This is a genomic window from Algoriphagus halophilus (assembly GCF_041729275.1).
GTDB lineage: Bacteria > Bacteroidota > Bacteroidia > Cytophagales > Cyclobacteriaceae > Algoriphagus > Algoriphagus halophilus_A.
The window spans coordinates 3,344,096-3,364,059 of sequence record NZ_CP146486.1 but is presented as its reverse complement, the minus strand read 5'-3'; the positions used below and the strand labels follow the sequence as shown (position 1 = coordinate 3,364,059).

16 protein-coding genes and 1 pseudogene are annotated in these 19,964 nt (G+C 38.1%); 5 read left to right on the top strand and 12 right to left on the bottom strand.

All coding sequences use genetic code 11. The annotated features are described in order from the left end of the window. The first annotated feature begins 184 nt into the window (after positions 1-184). From V8V91_RS17980 to V8V91_RS17970, 3 genes are all read left to right on the top strand, one after another. Positions 185-2,188, top strand: a complete 2,004-nt coding sequence (locus V8V91_RS17980; protein WP_373396639.1) for a T9SS type A sorting domain-containing protein — start codon at positions 185-187, stop codon at positions 2,186-2,188. 79 nt (positions 2,189-2,267) lie between these two features. Beyond that, on the top strand, positions 2,268-3,581 hold the full coding sequence (locus tag V8V91_RS17975) for a gluconate:H+ symporter (protein ID WP_373396638.1): 1,314 nt from the start codon (positions 2,268-2,270) through the stop codon (positions 3,579-3,581). Between the two features lie 19 nt (positions 3,582-3,600). Further along, positions 3,601-4,074, top strand: coding sequence for a RidA family protein (locus tag V8V91_RS17970; protein WP_373400747.1), 474 nt, complete (start codon positions 3,601-3,603; stop codon positions 4,072-4,074). Here the strand turns inward: V8V91_RS17970 and V8V91_RS17965 are convergent. The 11 genes and pseudogenes from V8V91_RS17965 to V8V91_RS17915 all read right to left on the bottom strand — a co-directional run bounded on the left by V8V91_RS17965 (position 4,071) and on the right by V8V91_RS17915 (position 17,526). Beyond that, positions 4,071-5,465 (bottom strand): transglycosylase SLT domain-containing protein, encoded by a 1,395-nt coding sequence (locus tag V8V91_RS17965; protein ID WP_373396637.1) that lies wholly within the window; start codon positions 5,463-5,465, stop codon positions 4,071-4,073. The two genes, V8V91_RS17970 and V8V91_RS17965, sit on opposite strands and share 4 nt — an antisense overlap. 131 nt (positions 5,466-5,596) lie before the next feature. After that, positions 5,597-5,998: a TolC family protein gene (locus tag V8V91_RS17960; RefSeq protein ID WP_373396636.1), complete on the bottom strand. Its 402-nt coding sequence runs from the start codon at positions 5,996-5,998 to the stop codon at positions 5,597-5,599. Beyond that, the gene (locus tag V8V91_RS17955; RefSeq protein WP_373400746.1) at positions 5,995-6,774 is read right to left on the bottom strand and encodes a TolC family protein; all 780 of its coding nucleotides are present in this window, start codon (positions 6,772-6,774) and stop codon (positions 5,995-5,997) included. The genes V8V91_RS17960 and V8V91_RS17955 overlap by 4 nt, the downstream gene beginning before the upstream one ends. Positions 6,775-6,818: 44 nt before the next feature. Beyond that, positions 6,819-6,941, bottom strand: coding sequence for a hypothetical protein (locus tag V8V91_RS17950; RefSeq protein WP_373396635.1), 123 nt, complete (start codon positions 6,939-6,941; stop codon positions 6,819-6,821). Beyond that, a pseudogene (locus V8V91_RS17945) lies at positions 6,941-10,002 on the bottom strand (efflux RND transporter permease subunit). Before V8V91_RS17945 ends, V8V91_RS17950 begins: the two are co-directional and overlap by 1 nt. A 1-nt stretch (position 10,003) precedes the next feature. Continuing rightward, positions 10,004-11,086: an efflux RND transporter periplasmic adaptor subunit gene (locus V8V91_RS17940; protein WP_373396634.1), complete on the bottom strand. Its 1,083-nt coding sequence runs from the start codon at positions 11,084-11,086 to the stop codon at positions 10,004-10,006. 21 nt (positions 11,087-11,107) lie between these two features. Then, complete coding sequence (locus V8V91_RS17935) at positions 11,108-11,890, bottom strand: alpha/beta fold hydrolase (RefSeq protein ID WP_373396633.1); 783 nt, start codon at positions 11,888-11,890, stop codon at positions 11,108-11,110. Between the two features lie 148 nt (positions 11,891-12,038). Continuing rightward, positions 12,039-13,061, bottom strand: coding sequence for a DUF481 domain-containing protein (locus V8V91_RS17930; protein ID WP_373396632.1), 1,023 nt, complete (start codon positions 13,059-13,061; stop codon positions 12,039-12,041). A 37-nt stretch (positions 13,062-13,098) separates the two neighbouring features. Next, a complete protein-coding gene (locus V8V91_RS17925; protein ID WP_373396631.1) occupies positions 13,099-14,169 on the bottom strand; it encodes a DUF481 domain-containing protein in 1,071 nt (356 codons plus the stop codon). 86 nt (positions 14,170-14,255) lie between these two features. Then, entirely contained in the window at positions 14,256-16,193 is a 1,938-nt protein-coding gene (locus tag V8V91_RS17920) for a TonB-dependent receptor domain-containing protein (protein ID WP_373396630.1), read from the bottom strand. Continuing rightward, positions 16,123-17,526 carry a carboxypeptidase regulatory-like domain-containing protein gene (locus tag V8V91_RS17915; RefSeq protein ID WP_373396629.1) on the bottom strand — a complete coding sequence of 468 codons (1,404 nt, stop codon included), beginning with the start codon at positions 17,524-17,526 and terminating at the stop codon, positions 16,123-16,125. The genes V8V91_RS17920 and V8V91_RS17915 overlap by 71 nt, the downstream gene beginning before the upstream one ends. Before the next feature lie 334 nt (positions 17,527-17,860). Between V8V91_RS17915 and V8V91_RS17910 the strand changes: the two genes are divergently transcribed. Together V8V91_RS17910 and V8V91_RS17905 are read left to right on the top strand one after the other, a co-directional pair. Next, positions 17,861-18,550, top strand: a complete 690-nt coding sequence (locus V8V91_RS17910) for a lysoplasmalogenase (protein ID WP_373396628.1) — start codon at positions 17,861-17,863, stop codon at positions 18,548-18,550. Between the two features lie 21 nt (positions 18,551-18,571). Beyond that, positions 18,572-18,793, top strand: a complete 222-nt coding sequence (locus V8V91_RS17905) for a DUF3820 family protein (protein ID WP_373396627.1) — start codon at positions 18,572-18,574, stop codon at positions 18,791-18,793. Between the two features lie 18 nt (positions 18,794-18,811). Here V8V91_RS17905 and V8V91_RS17900 read toward each other — a convergent pair whose 3' ends face one another. Next, on the bottom strand, positions 18,812-19,960 hold the full coding sequence (locus tag V8V91_RS17900) for an N-acetylglucosamine-6-phosphate deacetylase (RefSeq protein WP_373396626.1): 1,149 nt from the start codon (positions 19,958-19,960) through the stop codon (positions 18,812-18,814). Positions 19,961-19,964 lie beyond the last annotated feature (4 nt).

Below are 19,964 nucleotides of genomic sequence, written 5' to 3'. Positions count from 1 at the left end.
TCTTAATGCCCCATGGTTCGAGCTATTCTCACAAGAAATTGGCGCCTATAAAACTGTTCAATCCGGTAATTTTTCCAACTTAAGTACGTGGAATATTTTCGACGGTTCCTCATGGAGTATTCCTTCCACAAAACCTAATTCAAGCCATGATATCTACATTGACCAATCCCATACTTTAAAGCTATTGGAAAACGAATCTGTCAAAAATGTATATATAAACTCTGAAGCCACCGCTGGTCAAAAATTAAACTTAAATGGATTTAGTCTGGAAGTCTATGGAAGTATGAATGCATTTTCTGGACCTGCTCCTGGCACTCCTTCAGGGGCTTGGAATAGTCAAAACTGGATTGGAAATTCTACTTCAAGTAAGATCATTTTCAAAGGAGACTCAAGAGTTATTATTCCTAGAGGGGCTTGGAGTGGATTTTCCACCAATAGTAGATATTCCGTAGAATTCGACCCAGGCCCTGGTATTCAACTAACCGTGGAAGAACCTTTGAAAGCCTCCAAATTTACCATCAAATCAGGAATTGTCATCCAAACCCTTGATAATTCTACTCTTCCAAGTTCTTGCTCCACTTTTTCATTTAACAATGAAACTATCAATGGAACAGGTTCATATGGTGACTTTGTAATTGAAGCGGGTGGAACTTTAATTTCTAATTGCAACGAAGCAATCTTGTTTCGATCAAGTTCAACAAGTGCTTCACTATTTGAAGTGCAAGATGGAGGCTCTTTAATACTTGAAGGGGTAAGCCCACTCATCGAAGCTTCCACTATTCAACTAGATGGAAAAATCATTTTTAAGAATAACTCTACGGCCCAGACTTTTCTTTCTAGCTCATATACTGACTCTTCTACACCTGCTCTCATCCATGATTTGGAATTGCAGGGAACACAGGACTTGCTCATGCCACTCGAAATTTCATTATCAGGAGATATTGAACGTTCTGGAACCGGATCCTTCTTAATGAGTACTACTGAAATAGAGTTTACTGGAAATGAAAGTCAGCGCGTTTCAGGGTTTTCAATGGACGTAGGAGAGCTTAAATTAAACAAGGCTTCTGGGGAAGTAATCTTTGAAGAAGACCTTTCTGTTCTCAATGACCTCAAAATGGTTTCAGGCACCTTGGATTTATCGGGAAATAATTTTTCAATAAATACCTCTTTGACAGGTTCTCTTTCTTATACTGATGGATCTTGGAAGCATATTAACCAATTCACCTATTATGGCTCTCCTCTAAATTTAACTTCCAGCAATGCCACTTTCCCATTTGAAGATACCTTTCAGGGAGGAATCAGGAAAGTACAACTCCTTGGAAACTCAGCGGGAGGCAACCTTCAAATTAGGTTTACAGAATATAAAGGAGCAGAGTATAATGCCTCATTCTCAGATTTGGATAGCACTCCTATTTTATATAGGCTTTATAGTTATTTTCAATTTTCAGGAATGAATGCTTCCACCAACTCAATTGAATTAAAAATCTCAGCAGATAAACTCATCGTTGATCAAGTTGACGATTTGAGAATAGTAGGGACCGGATATGCTGCTCCTGGTACTCACTTACCCGGATTAGACCCTGGATTATGGGCAAGAAGAGATATTTCAATCAATGATTTATCGGGAGTTAATTTTACAGTAGGCAGCTACAGAACATTGAGCATTCTTCCAATCATCTGGAAAGAAGTCCAAGCCGAATGGAAAGAAAATTTACCAAGGATATCTTGGGAATTAGCAAATGATGAAGCACATTCTGAGATTTCGATTTTTAGGTTTTCTAGCTCTAATCCTAAGCTTTGCCATCTTTTTACCTTTTCAACCCTAGCCAATGAATACTTTGACATCGACCCTCTTCCTATAGGCGAGGTTTATTACCAACTCAAATACACCAACTCCCAAGGAAAATCAAGTTGGAGTCCGGTAATTAGAATTGAAAAACAATCCAATGAAACTGCTTCCCTATTCCCAAATCCGATTCAAGGGCCAGAAAATGTTTATTTAAACTTGCCCATTAGGTTACTGAATGCACCTATTTTTATTACAGATTCCTATGGTAAATTGGTATCCGAAGGGGTTTATAAACATCATATTATCACCGAATATACCTCTCCTCTTCCCCCTGGCATCTATTTAATCAAAATAATAGGGAAAAATGAATCTTATTTGTTCAAACTCATCAAGAACTAAATCCAATACCTTTATTAAGTTTGAGTAAAAGGTCTTTCGCTCATTTTTTTATCTTGTTCGTTAAACCCATTGTAGACCCATGACCATACTTCTTGTCCTGCTTAGTATTGCAATCCTTGTTTTACTAATCGTTTGGGCTAAGCTCAATCCCTTTTTAGCATTTATCATCTCCTCTATCTCTGCAGGATTACTTCTTGGGCTTCCTGCGGATCAAATTGCAGGCTCAATCCAGTCGGGAATGGGGAATTTATTAGGTGATTTAGTCATCGTGATTGTAATGGGGGCAATGCTAGGAAAGCTAGTTGCTGAAAGTGGTGCTGCCCAGAAAATCGCTGGTTTTTTAATGGGCATTTTTGGAGAAAAAAATATTACTTGGGCCATGTCTATAACAGGTCTGGTGGTAGGAATCCCTTTGTTTTATAATGTAGGATTTGTGCTACTTGTACCATTGGCTTTTACAGTAGCTTATCAGTACAAAATTTCTGCAGTTTACGTGGGAATTCCACTATTGGCAGCCTTATCTGTGACACATGGCTTTTTGCCACCTCACCCTTCCCCTGCTGCTTTGGTAGCCCAGTTTGATGCCAATATGGGCTTAACTCTATTTTATGGCTTTTTAATTGCCATCCCTACCATTATTATCGCGGGGCCTATATTTGCCAAAACTTTAAAAAATGTTCATGCCAATCCCCTAAGTACTTTCCAGGCCGAAATCAGACCGGAATCTGAACTTCCGGGCACTTTTAACAGCTTTTTCACCGCTTTACTGCCCGTATTTTTATTAGTTAGCACCACTGCTTTGAACCTCAATATTGCACTTGAAAGCAGCCTTGGACCCATTATTCGCTTCATTGCAAATCCTGGAATCGTCATGTTGATTTCAGTATTAGTGGCCACCTTTACTCTAGGCTTAAAAAGGGGTTTTAAAATGACCCAGTTAATGGATATCTACACCATTGCCACGAAAGATATTGCCATGATCTTATTGATTGTAGCAGGAGCGGGGGCATTAAAACAAATTTTTACTGACACCGGTGTCAGTCAAGTCATTGCGGATGGTTTAAGTACTTGGGATATTCCTCCCTTACTTTTGGCATGGATCATAACTGCCATTATCCGTGTCTGCGTTGGTTCTGCCACTGTTGCCGGGCTGACGACTGCTGGAATCATAGCCCCTCTGGTCACGACTATGAATGTTGACCCCAACTTATTAGTACTTTCCATTGGAGCAGGAAGCCTCATGTTTTCTCACTTTAATGACGGAGGGTTTTGGATGTATAAAGAATTCTTCAACGTCAGCATTAAAGACACCATAAAAACCTGGTCTCTTATGGAAACTTTAGTCGCAATTATAGGATTAATAGGCGTTCTGATTTTAGATGTTTTTGTCTAATTTCACTGAAAATAATATGATGGAAACTCCAGAAAGTAACTTCTCTAAATTAAACCTTGTATTACCTCCGGCTCCAAAGCCACTGGGGGTTTATAAACCTTGCCTAATAGACGGCAAATATTTGTATTTATCTGGACATGGCACAGTACAAACTGATGGCAGCTTGATTATCGGAAGAATTGGTGTAGATCTAGACATCGAAGCTGGAAAACTTGCTGCAAGACAAGTTGGATTAGCCATGCTCTCCACAATCAAAGCCAATTTAGGATCCCTAAACCGAGTGAAAAGGGTGATTAAAGTATTGGGTATGGTCAATTGTACCGAGAATTTTCTTCGACATCCTTATGTCATCAATGGATGTAGTGAACTTTTCGCAGAAGTTTGGGGGCAAGAAAATGGAATAGGTGTTAGATCAGCTGTAGGCATGGGATCTCTTCCCGACAATATTCCGGTAGAGGTAGAAGCGATGTTTGAATTGCATGAAGGTGCTTAAGGCTGTACCAAAGCTTTATAAGAGTCGAAAATACTCATAATGTCTTTGACGTAGTTTACAGCCAGATGTCCTTTGGCAAATCCACTCTTTACTACGGGATCTTTATAGTATTTAGGATCGGACTTTAGTTCCAGAAATTCAGAAATAGCCTCCCAACTTTGTGTATTACTTCCATATTTCATGGCAAGTCTCCAAGCATCTTCCACGTGACCATGACCTATGTTATAAGAAGCAAGGATAAACTTGATCCTCTCATTTGTTTCTGGAACTCTTTCTAACCAAAATTTATCCAAATATCGAAGATAGCGAACACCTCCAGTCAATGATTCGATGGGATCATGGGGATTGTTGACTCCAAATCGTTCCAAGGTGACTGGCATAAGTTGCAACAAGCCTGAAGCTCCCGCGTAAGAAGTGGCAGTGGTATCAAAACGAGACTCCTTATATACAAGAGAAGCCAAAAGCCGCCAATCCCAACCCAATTGCTCGGCCCCATCTTGGATAATCTCATCAAACTGAGAAATTCTGTTCCCCGCAAGGGAGGAAAATGGACTATTCGAACGAAAGTAACTGTTTTTGGAATTCAAAAAATACTTCGCATAAAGATCTGGTATAAATCGTTTCTGTTTATCCTCCAGCCAGCCATCCAATGAAGAAAGAAGTTTCGGCGAATTTTTTCTGACTACCCAAGAGACTTCACCTTCCTTTTTTACCTTCCAAGAAATATCTAAACCATCATAATATGTGGCATTTGCCTGAGCAATATTCTGATCTGAAACTGTCCATTTAATTTCCCCTTTCACTACTTGATCAATTAAGGTTTCTTCATGATCCGGTTTTTCCAGGACTGTGAATTGGACTTGAAGTGAGTCCTTGATTGCACATAATTGGGATTTGTAAACGGATCCCTGCCTTACCATGATGGTATCACCTTGTAATTGATCCCAAGAAGATATTTTTTGATTGGATTTTCTACCTATCAGAACCGTACTCATTTTACCCAAAGGTAAAGAAAAGTTTGCTCTGCTTTTCCTTTCTGGATTTTCCTCCAAATTCATAGCAACCAAATCCACTTTACCATTTTCCAGGTAATCAAATGCTTTTTCTATATCAGAAATCAAAACCAGATGAAGTTGAATATCCAGTCTTTTGGCCAGGTCTCTCAACAATTCATACTCGTAACCCATTCTACGACCACGATAGATGTAGTAGCCAGTAGAATTATTATCTACTGCAGCCCGTATAAAACCACGGGTCTTTATCCCTGGCAAATCTAGAATATACTCTTCTTGTTTACTTTCATCTCCAAACTGTTTTTCCAGAAAAGTACATTGTACTCCAAAGGTCAAAACAGTTAAAATGGTAAAAAGAAGTATGGCTGTTTTCTTCATACACAGGGTCTATTAATAGACCAAATGATTTTCGAAAACATATTTTGGCAAATGCTATGCCAAAAGAAAAATAGGCAATTCTTAAAAAAGCAAATAAAAAATGAGCCTGATTCAATCAGGCTCAATATATTTTAATCTTCTGTTGGTAAGTTGAGTTCTTCATAGCTGTTTTGGAAAAATATTTTTCCTGAAAGCCTCATCAACTCAATCTCCATCTCTTTAATATTATAAATGGATGTGATGAGCCTGTTCTCAGCGGTAAGCAAATTTACCTGGGCGTCTCTAAATTCTAAATAGGAAGAAATCCCTAGTCTAAATCTCTCTAAAGCAATATCCGAACTCTCCTTGGCTACTTCGTAATTCTTCTTTTCAATCTCTAACAAGTTGCGGTTGGTCTCATAAGTATTAAAAGCTCGATGAATGTCAGATTGCAATTGTATCTCATATTGATCCAAAGCATAGGCCTGCACTTTTTGTTGGACCTTTGCATTTTGAATTCTTCGGTTCAAAGTAAATCCACTAAATAAATTCAATGTGATATTCCCCCATAATTGAAACCTTGCCTTTGATTTTGTAAAAGGAAACCAGCATCTGAATTAGAAGTGTTATTCACATAACTACCATTCAAATTTATTTGAGGAAGCCTTTGCATTTGGAGTTCCTTCATCTGTAGAAAAGCTACATTCTGCTGTCTTTGCGTAATCAATAATTGCTTATTATCGATAAAAGCATTCTCCTCTAAATCTATTAACCTCAAAGGCTCCTCTATCAAAATCGTATCATTCACAGCGAATTGCGTATCAGGAGCCAACGCCATTAATTCATTTAAGTTAATTCTGGCTGCTTTAATGATTTGCTCTTGATTGACTAATAGCGTCAGATCTGAATTATAATCAACTTCTGCGGTTAGAAAATCTCGTTTTCCCGCACCACCCAATTCATATTGTGCTTCCGCGATATCCAATCTTGATTGACTGAGCTCCAAGGTTCTTTCTAGTACTTGATACCTTTGAAGTTCTAAAACTAATCGGTAATAGGCGGTTGAGATGGAAGCTACCGTATTTTCTACTGCCACTTTGGCATCTAACTCGGAGATTTCAGTCAATTGTCCCAGCCTTTTCATAACAATAATATTTTCAGGCTGAAACCCGTAAATACCAACTACCGAAAAGTTTTCTGTTCGGGACTTTGCTCCATCAATTGTTCTGGGCTCTGGATCATTCACAAAGCGTTGCTCAACATCCTCAGTACTAAAATTTCGTGCGTAGGTCGCATCGATCGTGGGCATAAAATAATCTCCCGTACCAATTCTTTGGTTGATCTCATTAATTGTGATATTCTCTACCGCAATTTTTATATCCAGATTTTTTCCAATCCAATTTGGATTGCTTTTTCAAGATCTAAAGCTTCTTGACTTTGAGCAAAAATTACGGAACCTAAGCTGCTCATCAAGAGCGTGGCAATTAATTTTTTCATTAAATTCTGGCTAATCTTCCTTCTTTGGAAGTGAGATAAGTATAAATAGCAGGGATCACAAATAAGGTTAGGATGGTTGCAAATGTCAACCCTCCAATTACAGCTGCCCCCATTGGTACGCGGCTTTCAGCACCAGCGCCTAATCCCAATGCAATAGGCAAAATCCCTAGGATGGTCGATAAACTAGTCATCAAAATAGGACGGAAACGAGCTACCGCTGCTCCATAAATTGCTTCATGAATTGACATTCCCGTAGCTTTCCTCTGGTTTGCAAATTCCACGATAAGAATACCGTTTTTAGTCACCAAACCTATCAACATAATTATACCGATCTGGCTGAAAATATTTAGAGTAAAGCCCATGGCCCAAAGGGTAAACAAAGCACCAAAAATTGCCAATGGAACAGTAAACATAATTGTTAAAGGATCCATGAAGCTTTCAAACTGAGCAGACAGTACCAAATAAATTAACACCAGAGCAAATAGGAATGCAAACAGCAAACTGTTAGAACTTTCCCTAAATTCTTTGGATGGACCTGAAACATCTGTCGTGAAAGATTCATCCAATACCTCTGCAGCAATACGATCCATTTCTTCCAAACCATCCCCAATGGTATACCCAGGAGCCAAGTTTGCAGAAACGGTGCCACTTACGAATCTGTTGAATCGATACAATTGAGGAGGTGTACTTCTTTCTGTTACCGTAACTAAATTATCCAATTGAACCAAGCTTCCATTTTCAGCACGTACATAAAGCATTCTTAGATTAATAGGCTCATTTCTGTCCTCTAATCTCATTTCACCTACCACTTGGTATTGTTTTCCATTCTTGATAAAATAGGCAAAGCGCTGTCCGGAATAAGAAAGCTGTAAGGTTCTGGCAATTTCTTGAATGGATACACCAATATTTCTTGCCTTTGCTCGATCTATTTCAATCTCTAATTCAGGTTTGGTAAACTTAAGGTTGATGTCAGAGAAAATAAATATTGGGCTTTTCCCCACTTCTTCCATAAAGGTTGGAATAGCTTCTTTTAGCTTTTCCATGTTGGGTGCTTGCAATACATACTGAACAGGAAGACCACCTCTTCTATTCCCAATAGACTGGGGTTCGGAAGCAAATGCCCTAACTTCAGTATAGTTTTTAAGCATGGCATTGATTTCATTGAAATAATCATGCTGAGTGCGCTCCCTATTCTCCGAGTCAGTCAAAATAAATCTGACAAATCCGGAGTTTGTGCTAGATGTACCAAATCCTGGGGAAGTCACGGAAATTAGACCTGTTACTTCCTCAGGTGGGAATTTCTCTTTAAAGTCAGCCACCATTTGGTCAATTACTCGATCCATGTAACCAAACGTCGCTCCTTCAGGTCCACTCAATTGAATTCTGATTTCTCCTCTATCCTCTACTGGCGCTAATTCACTTGGAATTTGATTAAACAGCCAATAAATCCCAAAACCCATAAATGCGATTAGTACGAATGAAACCCAGCGGAATTTCATAAATCCACTTAACATCTTATCGTAACCATCATTTAACCAGACAAAAATCGGTTCTGTCGCATTGTAGAATCTATTGTGCTTCTCTCTACGTTTTAATAATCGCGAACTAAGCATTGGAGTCATGGTCAAAGCCACGAAGGATGAAATAATTACTGATCCTGCTACTACAATACCAAACTCCCTGAAAAGTCTACCTGTAGTTCCTGTCAAGAAGATTACCGGAAGGAATACTGCTGCTAGAGCAACTGTTGTTGCAATAACCGCGAAGAAAATTTCCTCTGCTCCTTTTTCGGCAGCTGCCAATGGTTTTTCTCCTTTTTCAATTCGGGTATATATATTCTCCAATACCACAATGGCATCATCCACTACCAGACCGATGGAAAGTACAATACCAAGTAGCGTCAAAACATTGATGGAGAAGTCCATCAAATACATGATAAAGAAGACCCCAATTAAGGAAATTGGAATCGTCAATACAGGAATAAACGTTGTTCTCCAATCTCTTAAAAAGAGAAAGATAATCGCTACTACAAGGATAAACGCAGTAATAATTGTTTCCTGAACCTCTGCGATAGAGCTTCTGATATAGTCAGTAGAGTCAAATCCAATCTCAAGGCCTACGTCATCTGGTAGATCCTTTTTAATGAATTCTAATCTTCTGTAAAATTCATCTACGATTTCAATGTTATTGGAACCCGGAAGAGGTACTAAAACAACCCCTACCATCGGTACCCCATCGCGCTTCAGAACGGTTCGCTCGTTTAAAGCAGCCAATTCTGCCTTACCCACATCCTGAAATCTGACAATATTATTTTGATCTTCTTTGATGATCAAACTATTAAATTCCTGAGGAGTACTCAACCTACTTTTGGTTCTCACCGAAAGTTCAATGGTCTCTCCTTCAATCCTACCTGAAGGAAGTTCCACGTTTTCACTTTGAACTTTTGAAAGTACATCCAACGGAGTCACCCCATAGGAAGCCATTTTCAAGGGGTCCATTCTTAAACGAATGGCATATTCTTTTTCTCCCCAAATCTGAACTCTACTTACCCCGGAATGGTCTGAAGTCTTTCTTTGAAAATATTTTCAGCAATATCTGATAAGTCGAGAAGGCTTCGTTCGTCACTTTTTACATTCAAAAAGACAATGGGCTGAGAATCAGCATCTGCTTTGGATACTACAGGAGGCTCTGCATCTGGAGGCAAATTTCTTTGCGCTCCGGATACTTTATCTCGAACGTCGTTAGCAGCTGCTTCCAGATCTGCTCCCACATCAAATTCCACTGTAATGCTGCTACCTCCATCATTACTTGTTGAAGTCAATGATTTAATTCCCTGGATCCCGTTGATGGCTTCTTCCAATGGTTCGGTAATCTGGGCTTCAATTACATCTGCATTGGCTCCAACGTAGGTGGTCCTAACATTAATGACAGGCGGGTCCACACTTGGAAATTCACGAATCCCCAATAAAGAAATCCCTATGGCTCCAAAAAGTATGATGACCAAAGACATCACAATTGCCAATACAGGCCTGTTGATACTTACATTTGATAAGCTCGACATATTAATTGATTTGAGTATACTCTACAGGGGATCCCTGTCTTGCTTGTAATACACCTGTGGTGAACACCAGATCGCCTACTTCCAAACCACTGATGATTTGAACATGGGTGTCTGTACGAGTGCCTATTTCTACTGTACGCTCTTCAGCCTTATTATCAGCACCAACAACAAAAACTTTATATCCTTGGAGTTCTGGGATTACGGATTCTGAAGGAACCATTAAGGCATTTTCAGTTTCACCCAAAACAAAACGAATTCTCACAAACATTCCCGGTAAAAACTTCCTGTCCTTATTGGGACTCTCTGCTCTTAGCTTTAAAGTACGGGTGGCAGCGTCTATTTGAGGTTCATATGCATACACTTTTCCAACTACCTCTTCAGGGGAAGACTCATTGGTAAAGTAAATCTCAGAACCTACCTCAACTTGGCTGGCATATCTTTCAGGGATAGAAAACTCGATTTTTACAGGATCAATATTTACGAAATTAGCTATCACATCGCTCGTTCCTATCACGCTTCCTTCAGATACCTGCCTCAAACCTAATATTCCATTGAATGGAGCCCTCACTACGGTTTTAGCCAATTGAGCCTCCACTAATTTCAAATCAGATAAGGTTGTATTATACTGGTTCAAAACAATATCATATTCTTCCTGGCTAATCGCCTCTCTTGCAAGCAATTGCTTTTGCCTATTTTCTTGACTTTCAAATAATTTTTGCGTGTACTGTAATCTTTGAAATTGAGCTTGAAGCTCATCGTCATTTAAATACAAAAGCGGAGTACCCTTAGAAACATATTGTCCTTCATTGAATGTGATCTTGGTAACCAACCCTGAAACTTCTGGTCTAAGGTCAACTGATTCATTTGGCAAAATAGTACCAGTGACGGAAAGCTGATTCCGGAGTGTCTCCCTTTGTAGCTTCACTACTTTTACGGGCAAATTAGCAGGTGCACCTGGGCCCGCACCTGAAGAAGCAACGCTTGCATCATTGGATTTACGACTGTCCAGCCTTGGATATAAAAAAGCTGCGATAATAATGAGGATAATCCCTACTATCAGGATGATCTTTGTCTGGTTTTTCATAAATAATGAAAGTACTCCGTTTTAGGTTTGACCTTGAATAAATGTTAATGCGTACTGATTAAATAGCTTTGGTTGTTCTACGTTGACTACATGCCCACATTTTTCTACAATTTTCAAAATAGAATTGCTCTGCTTTTCAACAATATTTTTTACAGGTTCTAAAAACATCAAATCCTGATCACCCATCACATAAAGGGTAGGAATATTTATCGCTTTCTCTTTAAAATATTTTAAAAGAGGATTGATATCTTTTGTTAATTTAAACCACCTGATAAACTCTTTTTGGCAAAGCTTCTTTGCCTCATTAATAAATAAGTTTCTTGATTCTTCATGCTGCTTCCTCGGCATGATAATGAATGCAAACAAACTATAAAGCCACATATAGGGAATGCCTTTTTTAAATGTATTGCCAAGAAATACCAATACCCTAGATTGTATATTCAACCTAGTCACTGCCCCTGCCAACACCATTGATTTTACACGTGATGGTTCCATCTCAGCGAGATTTCTGGCTATAATGGTCCCTAATGAAACGCCAGCAAAATGAGCAGGTGGAATAGCATGAAAATCCAATACTTCAATGATATCCATGGTTATTTCCTGAAAGGTATATTCGTCTTTCCAAATCGCTTCGGATAGATCGATGGACTTACCATGTCCTCGAAGATCAATCATCAGTAGATTAAAATGGGCTTTAAATTCTTTCAACTGTTTATACCACACCACTGAAGAACCTCCAGCACCATGGATAAACACAACCCACTCAGAACTGTTGGGATGAATATACCTTTTATTATATAACATATAGATTAAACCCTCATGCCACACAAAGGTTGTAAACAATAAAAGTAAATTGATAATTTTTGATTAATGGTAAAAAAGATACTCGTGGCAAATGTTCCTTATCAATGGAAAAAAAGAGGATGTTTTATTCTGTAATTCTCCAATAAACCTAAAATTTCCACCCCAAGGTACTTTGCACCACATAATCAAAATCAGTGGCTCCTTCTGTGGGTTGACTATCATAATTGAATGCCAATCCAAGTTTTAGGAAAAAATCATCTACAAATTTATAGGTTACATCAAACCTCGCATCTGATCTATATCTCCCCTCATCCACGAAGCTTCTATACCCTGCAACTGAACCTGAAAAATTAAAAACACCCACATCATAAAAATTAATATCGGTCCCAATTATTGCCTCAAATGAATTTTCAGAGGGCAAGTCTCCTTGAAATCTTTCATTGTTGTTATTAACTCCTACTTGTAGGGTCCAATAAGAATGATTGGTATGAATTAAATACATTCCAGCTCCAAGGATGGAATTCACCCTTAATTCCAACAATTGTTGTGTGTTGCTTAGTAAGCTGACCACCCCTACTAAAAAGAAATCCTTAGGAAGAAATAATAAAATTGACCCGCTACCTTGATAACGCTCAATAGCGGCAGTAGAAGATTGAATGGATCTAATCATGTTTAAGTCCAATGCACCTCCCCAGATATCTCCTGAATAACCCAAGTTTGACTTGACAGAAAACTGTCTCAGTTTGTTTGCTTTTGCCAAGTTGAAGCCAACACTTATATCTCCATTAAATCGACTTGAAAAAGAGGTATTTATTTCATTCAATAATACCACCTGGTCTTTATTGATTTGAAAATTTTCCTGCTCATCTAATTCAATATGGCTCAGAGTTCTTTTCGTTGGTTTAATCACATGAATCAATAGGGAGTCATTGGATATCGATTTTAAGTTTCCTTCAAGTCGCTCACCATTTTCTAGCGTAATCAAAAATAGGTTATCAGAATGGATAGTGTTTACTTCTTTCCATTTGACCTGTATATCAGCATTGGAATATACTGTTTTGATGTAGAGGATACCCCGATCCATATATTTGATTTCACCAACCAAAACATCTTCATTGGATAGCCTTAAAGTATCTTTTTGAGCTTGACTTAAATGAGGAAACCCTACCATTAGTAGGGCTCCAAGTAATATTATTTTTTTAGGAAATTTACAACTCCCATCCAACGGTGGTTTGGAAAATATAATCGAGGGTGGTGGCTCCTTCAATCGGTCGGTTATCGTAGTTCATGGTTGTACCAAGCTTCACATAGAAATCAGAGAAGAACTCATACTTCACATCCATTTTAAAATCCGTTCTGAATCTTCCTGATTCTGAAAAACTTGGATAGGCCACTACTTGAGAATAAAGCGATAAATCACCTATATCATACATATTGAGTTCGGCGCCTATGAAACCTTCCCCTGTTCTCCTTGACGGGGTGTCATCAAAGTATCTTTCATTGTTATAGTTGACCCCTGCTTGAAAACCAAAGTAGGTCTGATTATTATGAACCAAGTATTTACCAATACCAACTTTATTACCGGTTCTTAGTTTAATCAACTGCTCTGTATTGGAAAGAAAGGTTATGTTATACAGTAAAAACCAATCTTTAGGGAGAAAATAGTTATAGGAGAAATCGGCATCTGTCCTTTTCACTGGATCTATTTCATCCTGCGTGGATCTTAGAGAGTTGTAGGTTGCGTTTGCTTTCCAACGGTCTGCTAAATATCCTAATCCACTTCGCACATTAAATTGCCTCAGGTTATTGGCTTTGGTTAAACTCCATCCCAAATCAATATTGGCAGAAAGTCTACTCCAAAACCCTTCATCTAGCGCATTTAAATAAACTATATCATCTATATCAACCTCAATTGTCCCCCCACCGATATCTTCTGTATCTGTGTTTCTCCTTTTTTTCCGTAAAGGAAGAAGATTATCAGGATCATAGGTATCAATGGATATAACTCCATCTCCTACACTATTCACTTTACCATTATACCTCTTTCCATTAGAAAGGGTAATCAAATATTTAGCATTGGAATACAATTGCGCAATTCCGTCCCAAGAAATTTTAAAGTCAGAATCACTGTAATCGGTTTCAATAGTAAGGACTCCACGATCCATACTTTTTATCTCACCGATAATGACGTCTTTATTCTTTAGAATTAAAGAATCCGTCTGTGCATACATGGAAAAAGTAATTCCAAAAGCAAAAATTAAGGTTATTAGATTTTTCATAAACGATTAACCATTAAAAACTTAGAATTGTTAAAAATAAAAAATGCACCCTAATATGGGTGCATTTTTTACCAAATTTTCAATTTTTAATTAAAGATATAACGAACGCCTACCTGCATTCTCCATGTATCTCCAATTGAAGTAGTATTTCTAAATGTATCAGTCGGGAACTCACTAGTACCAGGGATAGTATTCAATCGATATTCTGGTTGTCCAGCACTATTAACCCCTCTATAATTCAGCAAGTTATCTTGATACGCAAACTTTTGAATTCCCCATGATGAATTAAACATGTTTCCAATATTCAAAATATCAATGGATAATTGAAGTCTATTTTTTTGATCTTTCGATAACACGATGTCTTCAGTGATTCTTAAATCAAATCTATTTACAAAGGGTCTAACTGCTCCGTTTCTCTCTGCAATAGATCCTCTGTTCTCACTCAAATACTTATCCTGATCAATATAATCATCCAATAACTGCGCTTGTTCAGCAGCAGTAATAGTAGTTCCATTTAATGTAAATTCCTGGAAAGCCAATTCACTTGCATTGTTTGGTATATACATCAATCGGTTTGAGGCATCGCCAAAGTTTCCAGAGTAAGTATAGGAGAATCTACCAGCGTCAGAACCTTCATAGAATAATGAAATCGTGGTATTATCTGTTTGATAGGCAATATTTGCAATTACTCTATTAGGAATATCAAATCCAGCAAAACTCAATTCTGGATCATTTCTGTCTGTTTGAACAGTAGCAGGCCAAAGTGAGATCGCTTGAGCACCGCTGGAAGCATCCAAATCACGAGATCTAGATCTCGTATAGGCTACCATGGTAGAAAATCCATTATCGAATTGCTTTTGCAATTGTGCCGTAATGGAGTAGTAGTCTGCCTTTCTCTGAGCATTAGTCAAATAAAATACATTTCTAAAATCATCATCATTGGAATAGTTACTTCCTTCCCAATAAGGTCTCTGATCAGGACCTGAGAACGTTCCATCTGGAGTTCTTACCACTGGGTTGTATGCAATAGGAGTAGAAACATCTTTAGAATAAATAAACTCTAGGGTTCCAATGATTCCAAATGGTAATACTTGATCTACTGCAAGGTTAGATCTCCATACTTGAGGAAGTTTGAAGTTTCTATCTGTCAGATTTAGCTCGTTGGAAAGGGATTGTCCAGGATTTTCCGGATTCCCAAAAGTTACGTCTGGATTAAACACGTAATTAGGGCCTAAGGCATCTACTACATCTTCTCCTTCATAACCAAGTCCACCTCTTACCACACCAGAACCATTCACTTGATTTGACAACCATACAAAAGGAATTCTTCCTGAGAATATACCTGTACCTCCACGTATTTGAGTAGTACGATCACCATGTACATCCCAGTTCACACCTACTCTTGGAGACCAAAGAGGGTTCACTTTCGGGAACTGACTTACATCCGGTGTAATCGTGCCATCTGGAGTTTCAAAGGTTTTGTTTAAGTCATCCAACAATTCATTGGTCGGAATATCAATTGGGTAAAAAGGAAAATCAATTCTCAAACCACCAGTCAATTTCAAGTTCGGAGTCACTTGATATTCATCCTGGACATAAAAACCGATTTGACCAAATTTGGTATTATCTACTGGAGGAGTTGTTGAACCATCTAATGCATATCCTTTTGCAAATGCCTCTGGATAGGAACCTGGTGTACGATCAATAACAGTTGCTACAAAATCATCATAGGAATTGAATCGATAAAAACCATTAAATACCGGGTTGAAAGCATTTTTGAACGTCATGTATTCAAAGTTCACCCCAAAAGTATACGTATGATTTCCTTTGTAAATAGAGAAATTGTCCGTGAAATTGAAAATATTATTCTCCAATAAGTTACCCACGGTAAATAGCTCATTACCCATGGACATGTAGTAAAGTAAGTTACCAGAGGCATCTGGCTCCATTACCTCAATAAATGGAAAATCCTGTCCTCCAGGGATTTCCTCTTTTTGGATCCGTAATTGAGGTATACCCAACATTGATTTGATTGGACATATTCAGACCGATTCTGGAGTTTACTTCAGCAACCCAAGACTGTACTTTTCTATCATTCGTGTAATTCGCATTTCTGAAATTCATTGCTTCGATCCCAGTTCTGCTTGTATTTCTATATCTGGTAGAAATGTATCTTACAGAGTTTCCATTGGTTGGTACATCAGTAAATGCTGTGTAGTTGTTATATCGTAATGATACTTTGTGATTGTCATTGATGTTCCAATCCAATCGAGCATTAAATCTTTCCTGCTCTGAAGCAAATGAATAATTCTCATAAGGACCTGCCTCGTAGCCATATATTTGAGAAAGGCTCTCTCTTACAAAATCCAGTTGGGACGCAGGTACTCTAGAAACTGTCAAACCATCAGGCTCTAAGCCTGGTCTTGATGCAACTTTTGTAAAACTTGGTACCGCTTCGGTCTCTTTTTCATATGAAACGAAGAAGAACAATTTATTTTTTAGGATTGGTCCACCTAATCTAAAACCTACAATTTCATTTTTAGAGTCTCCTACATTTAAGCGAGTATCTCCTACTTTATCACCAATCATTTGGTCATTTCTCAAGAAATAATAAGCAGAACCAGAGAAATCATTGGTTCCTGATTTGGTAATCGCATTTACAGAAGCTCCTGTAAAACCAGCTTGACGAACATCAAATGGAGCCAAGTTTACCTGTACTTCCTCGATAGCATCCAATGAAATTGGGTTTGCACCAGCAAATTGACCAGAACCTAATCCGAAGTTATTGTTATAAATGTTACCATCAATTGTATAGTTATTGAACCTGCTCGAAGTACCTGCAAAGGAAGTCCCATTCGATTGTGGTGTTAATCGGGTGAAATCATTGATACTTCTGTTTACGGTAGGCAATGAATTTATTTTTTCATTGTTTAGGTTCAAAGAAGCACCCGTACGATCAGAGTTCATGATAGCATCTTTACTTGCTACCACCTCTACTAGATCTAATTCCATTCCATCAGATAGTTGTACATTCAAGGTGTAAGTAGCACCTAGGCCAAGAACAATCCCATCAAACGTTCGCTCTTCAAACCCTACAAATGATACCACAACTGTATAAGGTCCACCGACCCTCATATTTGGAAGTACAAATCTTCCCTCTAAGTTACTTACTGCACCATAACGTGTCCCTGATGGTTCATGCGTTGCCACGATATTTGCCCCTGGAAGGGACTCACCAGTTTCGTCAATTACATTTCCTTGAATGCTGGCTGTGGTAACACCCTGTGAAAAGGCTATACCTGTACCCGCAAAAAGGAGTAGCAATGACAACAAATTTCTCAGTAAATTTTGCCTCATAATAAATTGGTTTTGATATAAGTTGGTTTTAAATAATTCTCTACAAAAGTAAAATCGAGATGCGGTATTTTGGGGTAGGAATTGTTAAGATTCACATTCCAAATTTCACAAATTTTAACAATAAATTAATATCCAAAAGCGAATAATGTTTTCTTATTTCTAAAAAATCTTTCAATTCTTTATTGAATAGAAAATTAATTTGAGTCAATTTTGACAAGCTTTCCGATAAATTGAACCCTTAATGTTCTCACAATTTCAAAATCAGATTTTGAGAACACCGACTTTTGCAGTTAATTAAATTTAATCATATAGTTATTACAAAATATTCTTCCAATTGAGAAATAAAGATTTTGCTTGGTTATACTTGTTTTTGTTTGCTACGTTGGCAGACCTTTTCTTTATTTTAGAGAATAAGTCAGACCTACGAATTTTCTCTAAACCCCTGATAATATTGGGGTTAATCATCTATTTCTACCTTATTTCCAAACCGATAGCCCGAACTTTGCTTTCCAGAACAATTATGGGAGCATTGATCTTCTCTTGGATAGGTGATATCTTCCTATTGTGGCCAGAATTATTTGCCTTTGGATTAGGCTCTTTTTTGATGGCACATATCTGCTACATTATTGGGTTTAAAGTGGCCCAAAAAAATCCAGGAGAAATAGGCAATGTAAATTTTGTCAAGACCTTTTTATTTAATCTTCCTTTCTATATCCTTGCTGCTTTTGTCTATTACCTGATTCAACCCAATCTTGGAGTATTGAAAATCCCCGTAATCGTTTATGTGATTGCCATTATTTCCATGGTTACCATGGCAAGAGAAAGATATGGAAAAGTGCATGCCCCTAGCTTTTGGCAGGTAATGATTGGAGCAACTTTATTTTTTATTTCAGACGGAATCCTTGCTATTAACCGGTTTTACCTAGAGTTTCCTGAAGCAGGAATCCTAGTGATGGGCACCTATGCGGTAGGTCAACTTTTAATAATTATGGGAATTCGAAGCTTCATTATTCAACCCCAATGATTTATTCAACACCTACTTCTAATGGATAAGCAAATCCTCATTGATCTTGTCACCAAAAAAATGCCTTTTGGAAAATATAAAGGTCGGCTATTATGCGATATTCCAGAGCATTATTTAGTCTGGATGCATGGACAAGGATTCCCCGAAGGCAAACTGGGTATGTGGCTACATACCTTGTATGAAATCAGACTGAATGGATTGGAAGATATTTTGAGAGAGTTGAAAAAGAATTATTTGGATTAAAAACCCATCATTCACCAACTACTTTGAATAAACAACTTCCCCTGTTTTTATCGTCTGCAGGATTTCCAAATCCTTCCCATTGATATTTAATTCTAACAAATCAGCTTTACTTCCACTTCTCAATCCACCAGAAAAACCCATATCCAAAAATTGTAAGGGTCTGACCGAAGCCATTTCAATTGCCTCCGAAATAGAAGTTAATTGATGATCTACCAGGTAGTTGATACATTGAAGTAAAGAAGAAGCCGACCCAGCCAATAACCCTGGATTCTTTTCCATATACAGTCTTCCATTTTTGCTCAACACCACATCTCCTCCAATCGGGCTTTGATAATTTCCGGGAGGAAGCCCAGCAAAACGTGTGGAATCGCTGATGAGGAAAGTGGTTTTTGGTTTCACTTTCAAAAAAACTTTGAGGACAGCATCAGGAAGATGAAATCCATCAGCAATCAAACTTGTCCAAAGTTTTTCAGAGGCCAGTTGGTCCCAAAGATAGTTGGGATGTCTTGGCAGCATTAGATGAGCCGCATTTCCAAGATGGGTTGATAAAGTAGCACCAGCATCTATCGCAGCTTCAATCTGGGATGTATTCGCAGCGGTATGTCCAATGGCTACTTTTACCTCAGATTCCACGCATTTTTCAATAAACCCAACTGCCCCTTCCCATTCAGGAGATACCGTAATCAATTTAATTCTTCCTTCTGCTGCGTCTTGCCAAGCACTGAATTTTTCCCAGTTTGGAGCCTGAATATATTTTAAAGGATGAGCTCCTCTAGGCCCCTCTTCTTTGGAGAGGAAAGGACCTTCCAAATGAATTCCTTGGACAGTACTTTGAATCAGTCCATTGGAAGCACAAGCCAAGGAAATGGTTTTTAAAGATTTTCGAATAGAATCTTCACTATTGGTGATAACAGTAGGGAAATAAGTAGTTACCCCACTTTCAAACATTGCACGAGTTACCTTTAGAACATCTTGCTCCTTTAGATTTGTATCATTAAAATCTATCCCCTGAAAACCATTTACCTGTATGTCAACAAAACCGGGAGCAATCAGATTGTTTGATTCGGATGATTCCAATTCCATGATTTCTTGGATGATTCCATCCATTATGATCACTTGGATTGGCTTCCCAGTTTGAAAATGAATCCCTTCTAAGCTGTATTTCATATGG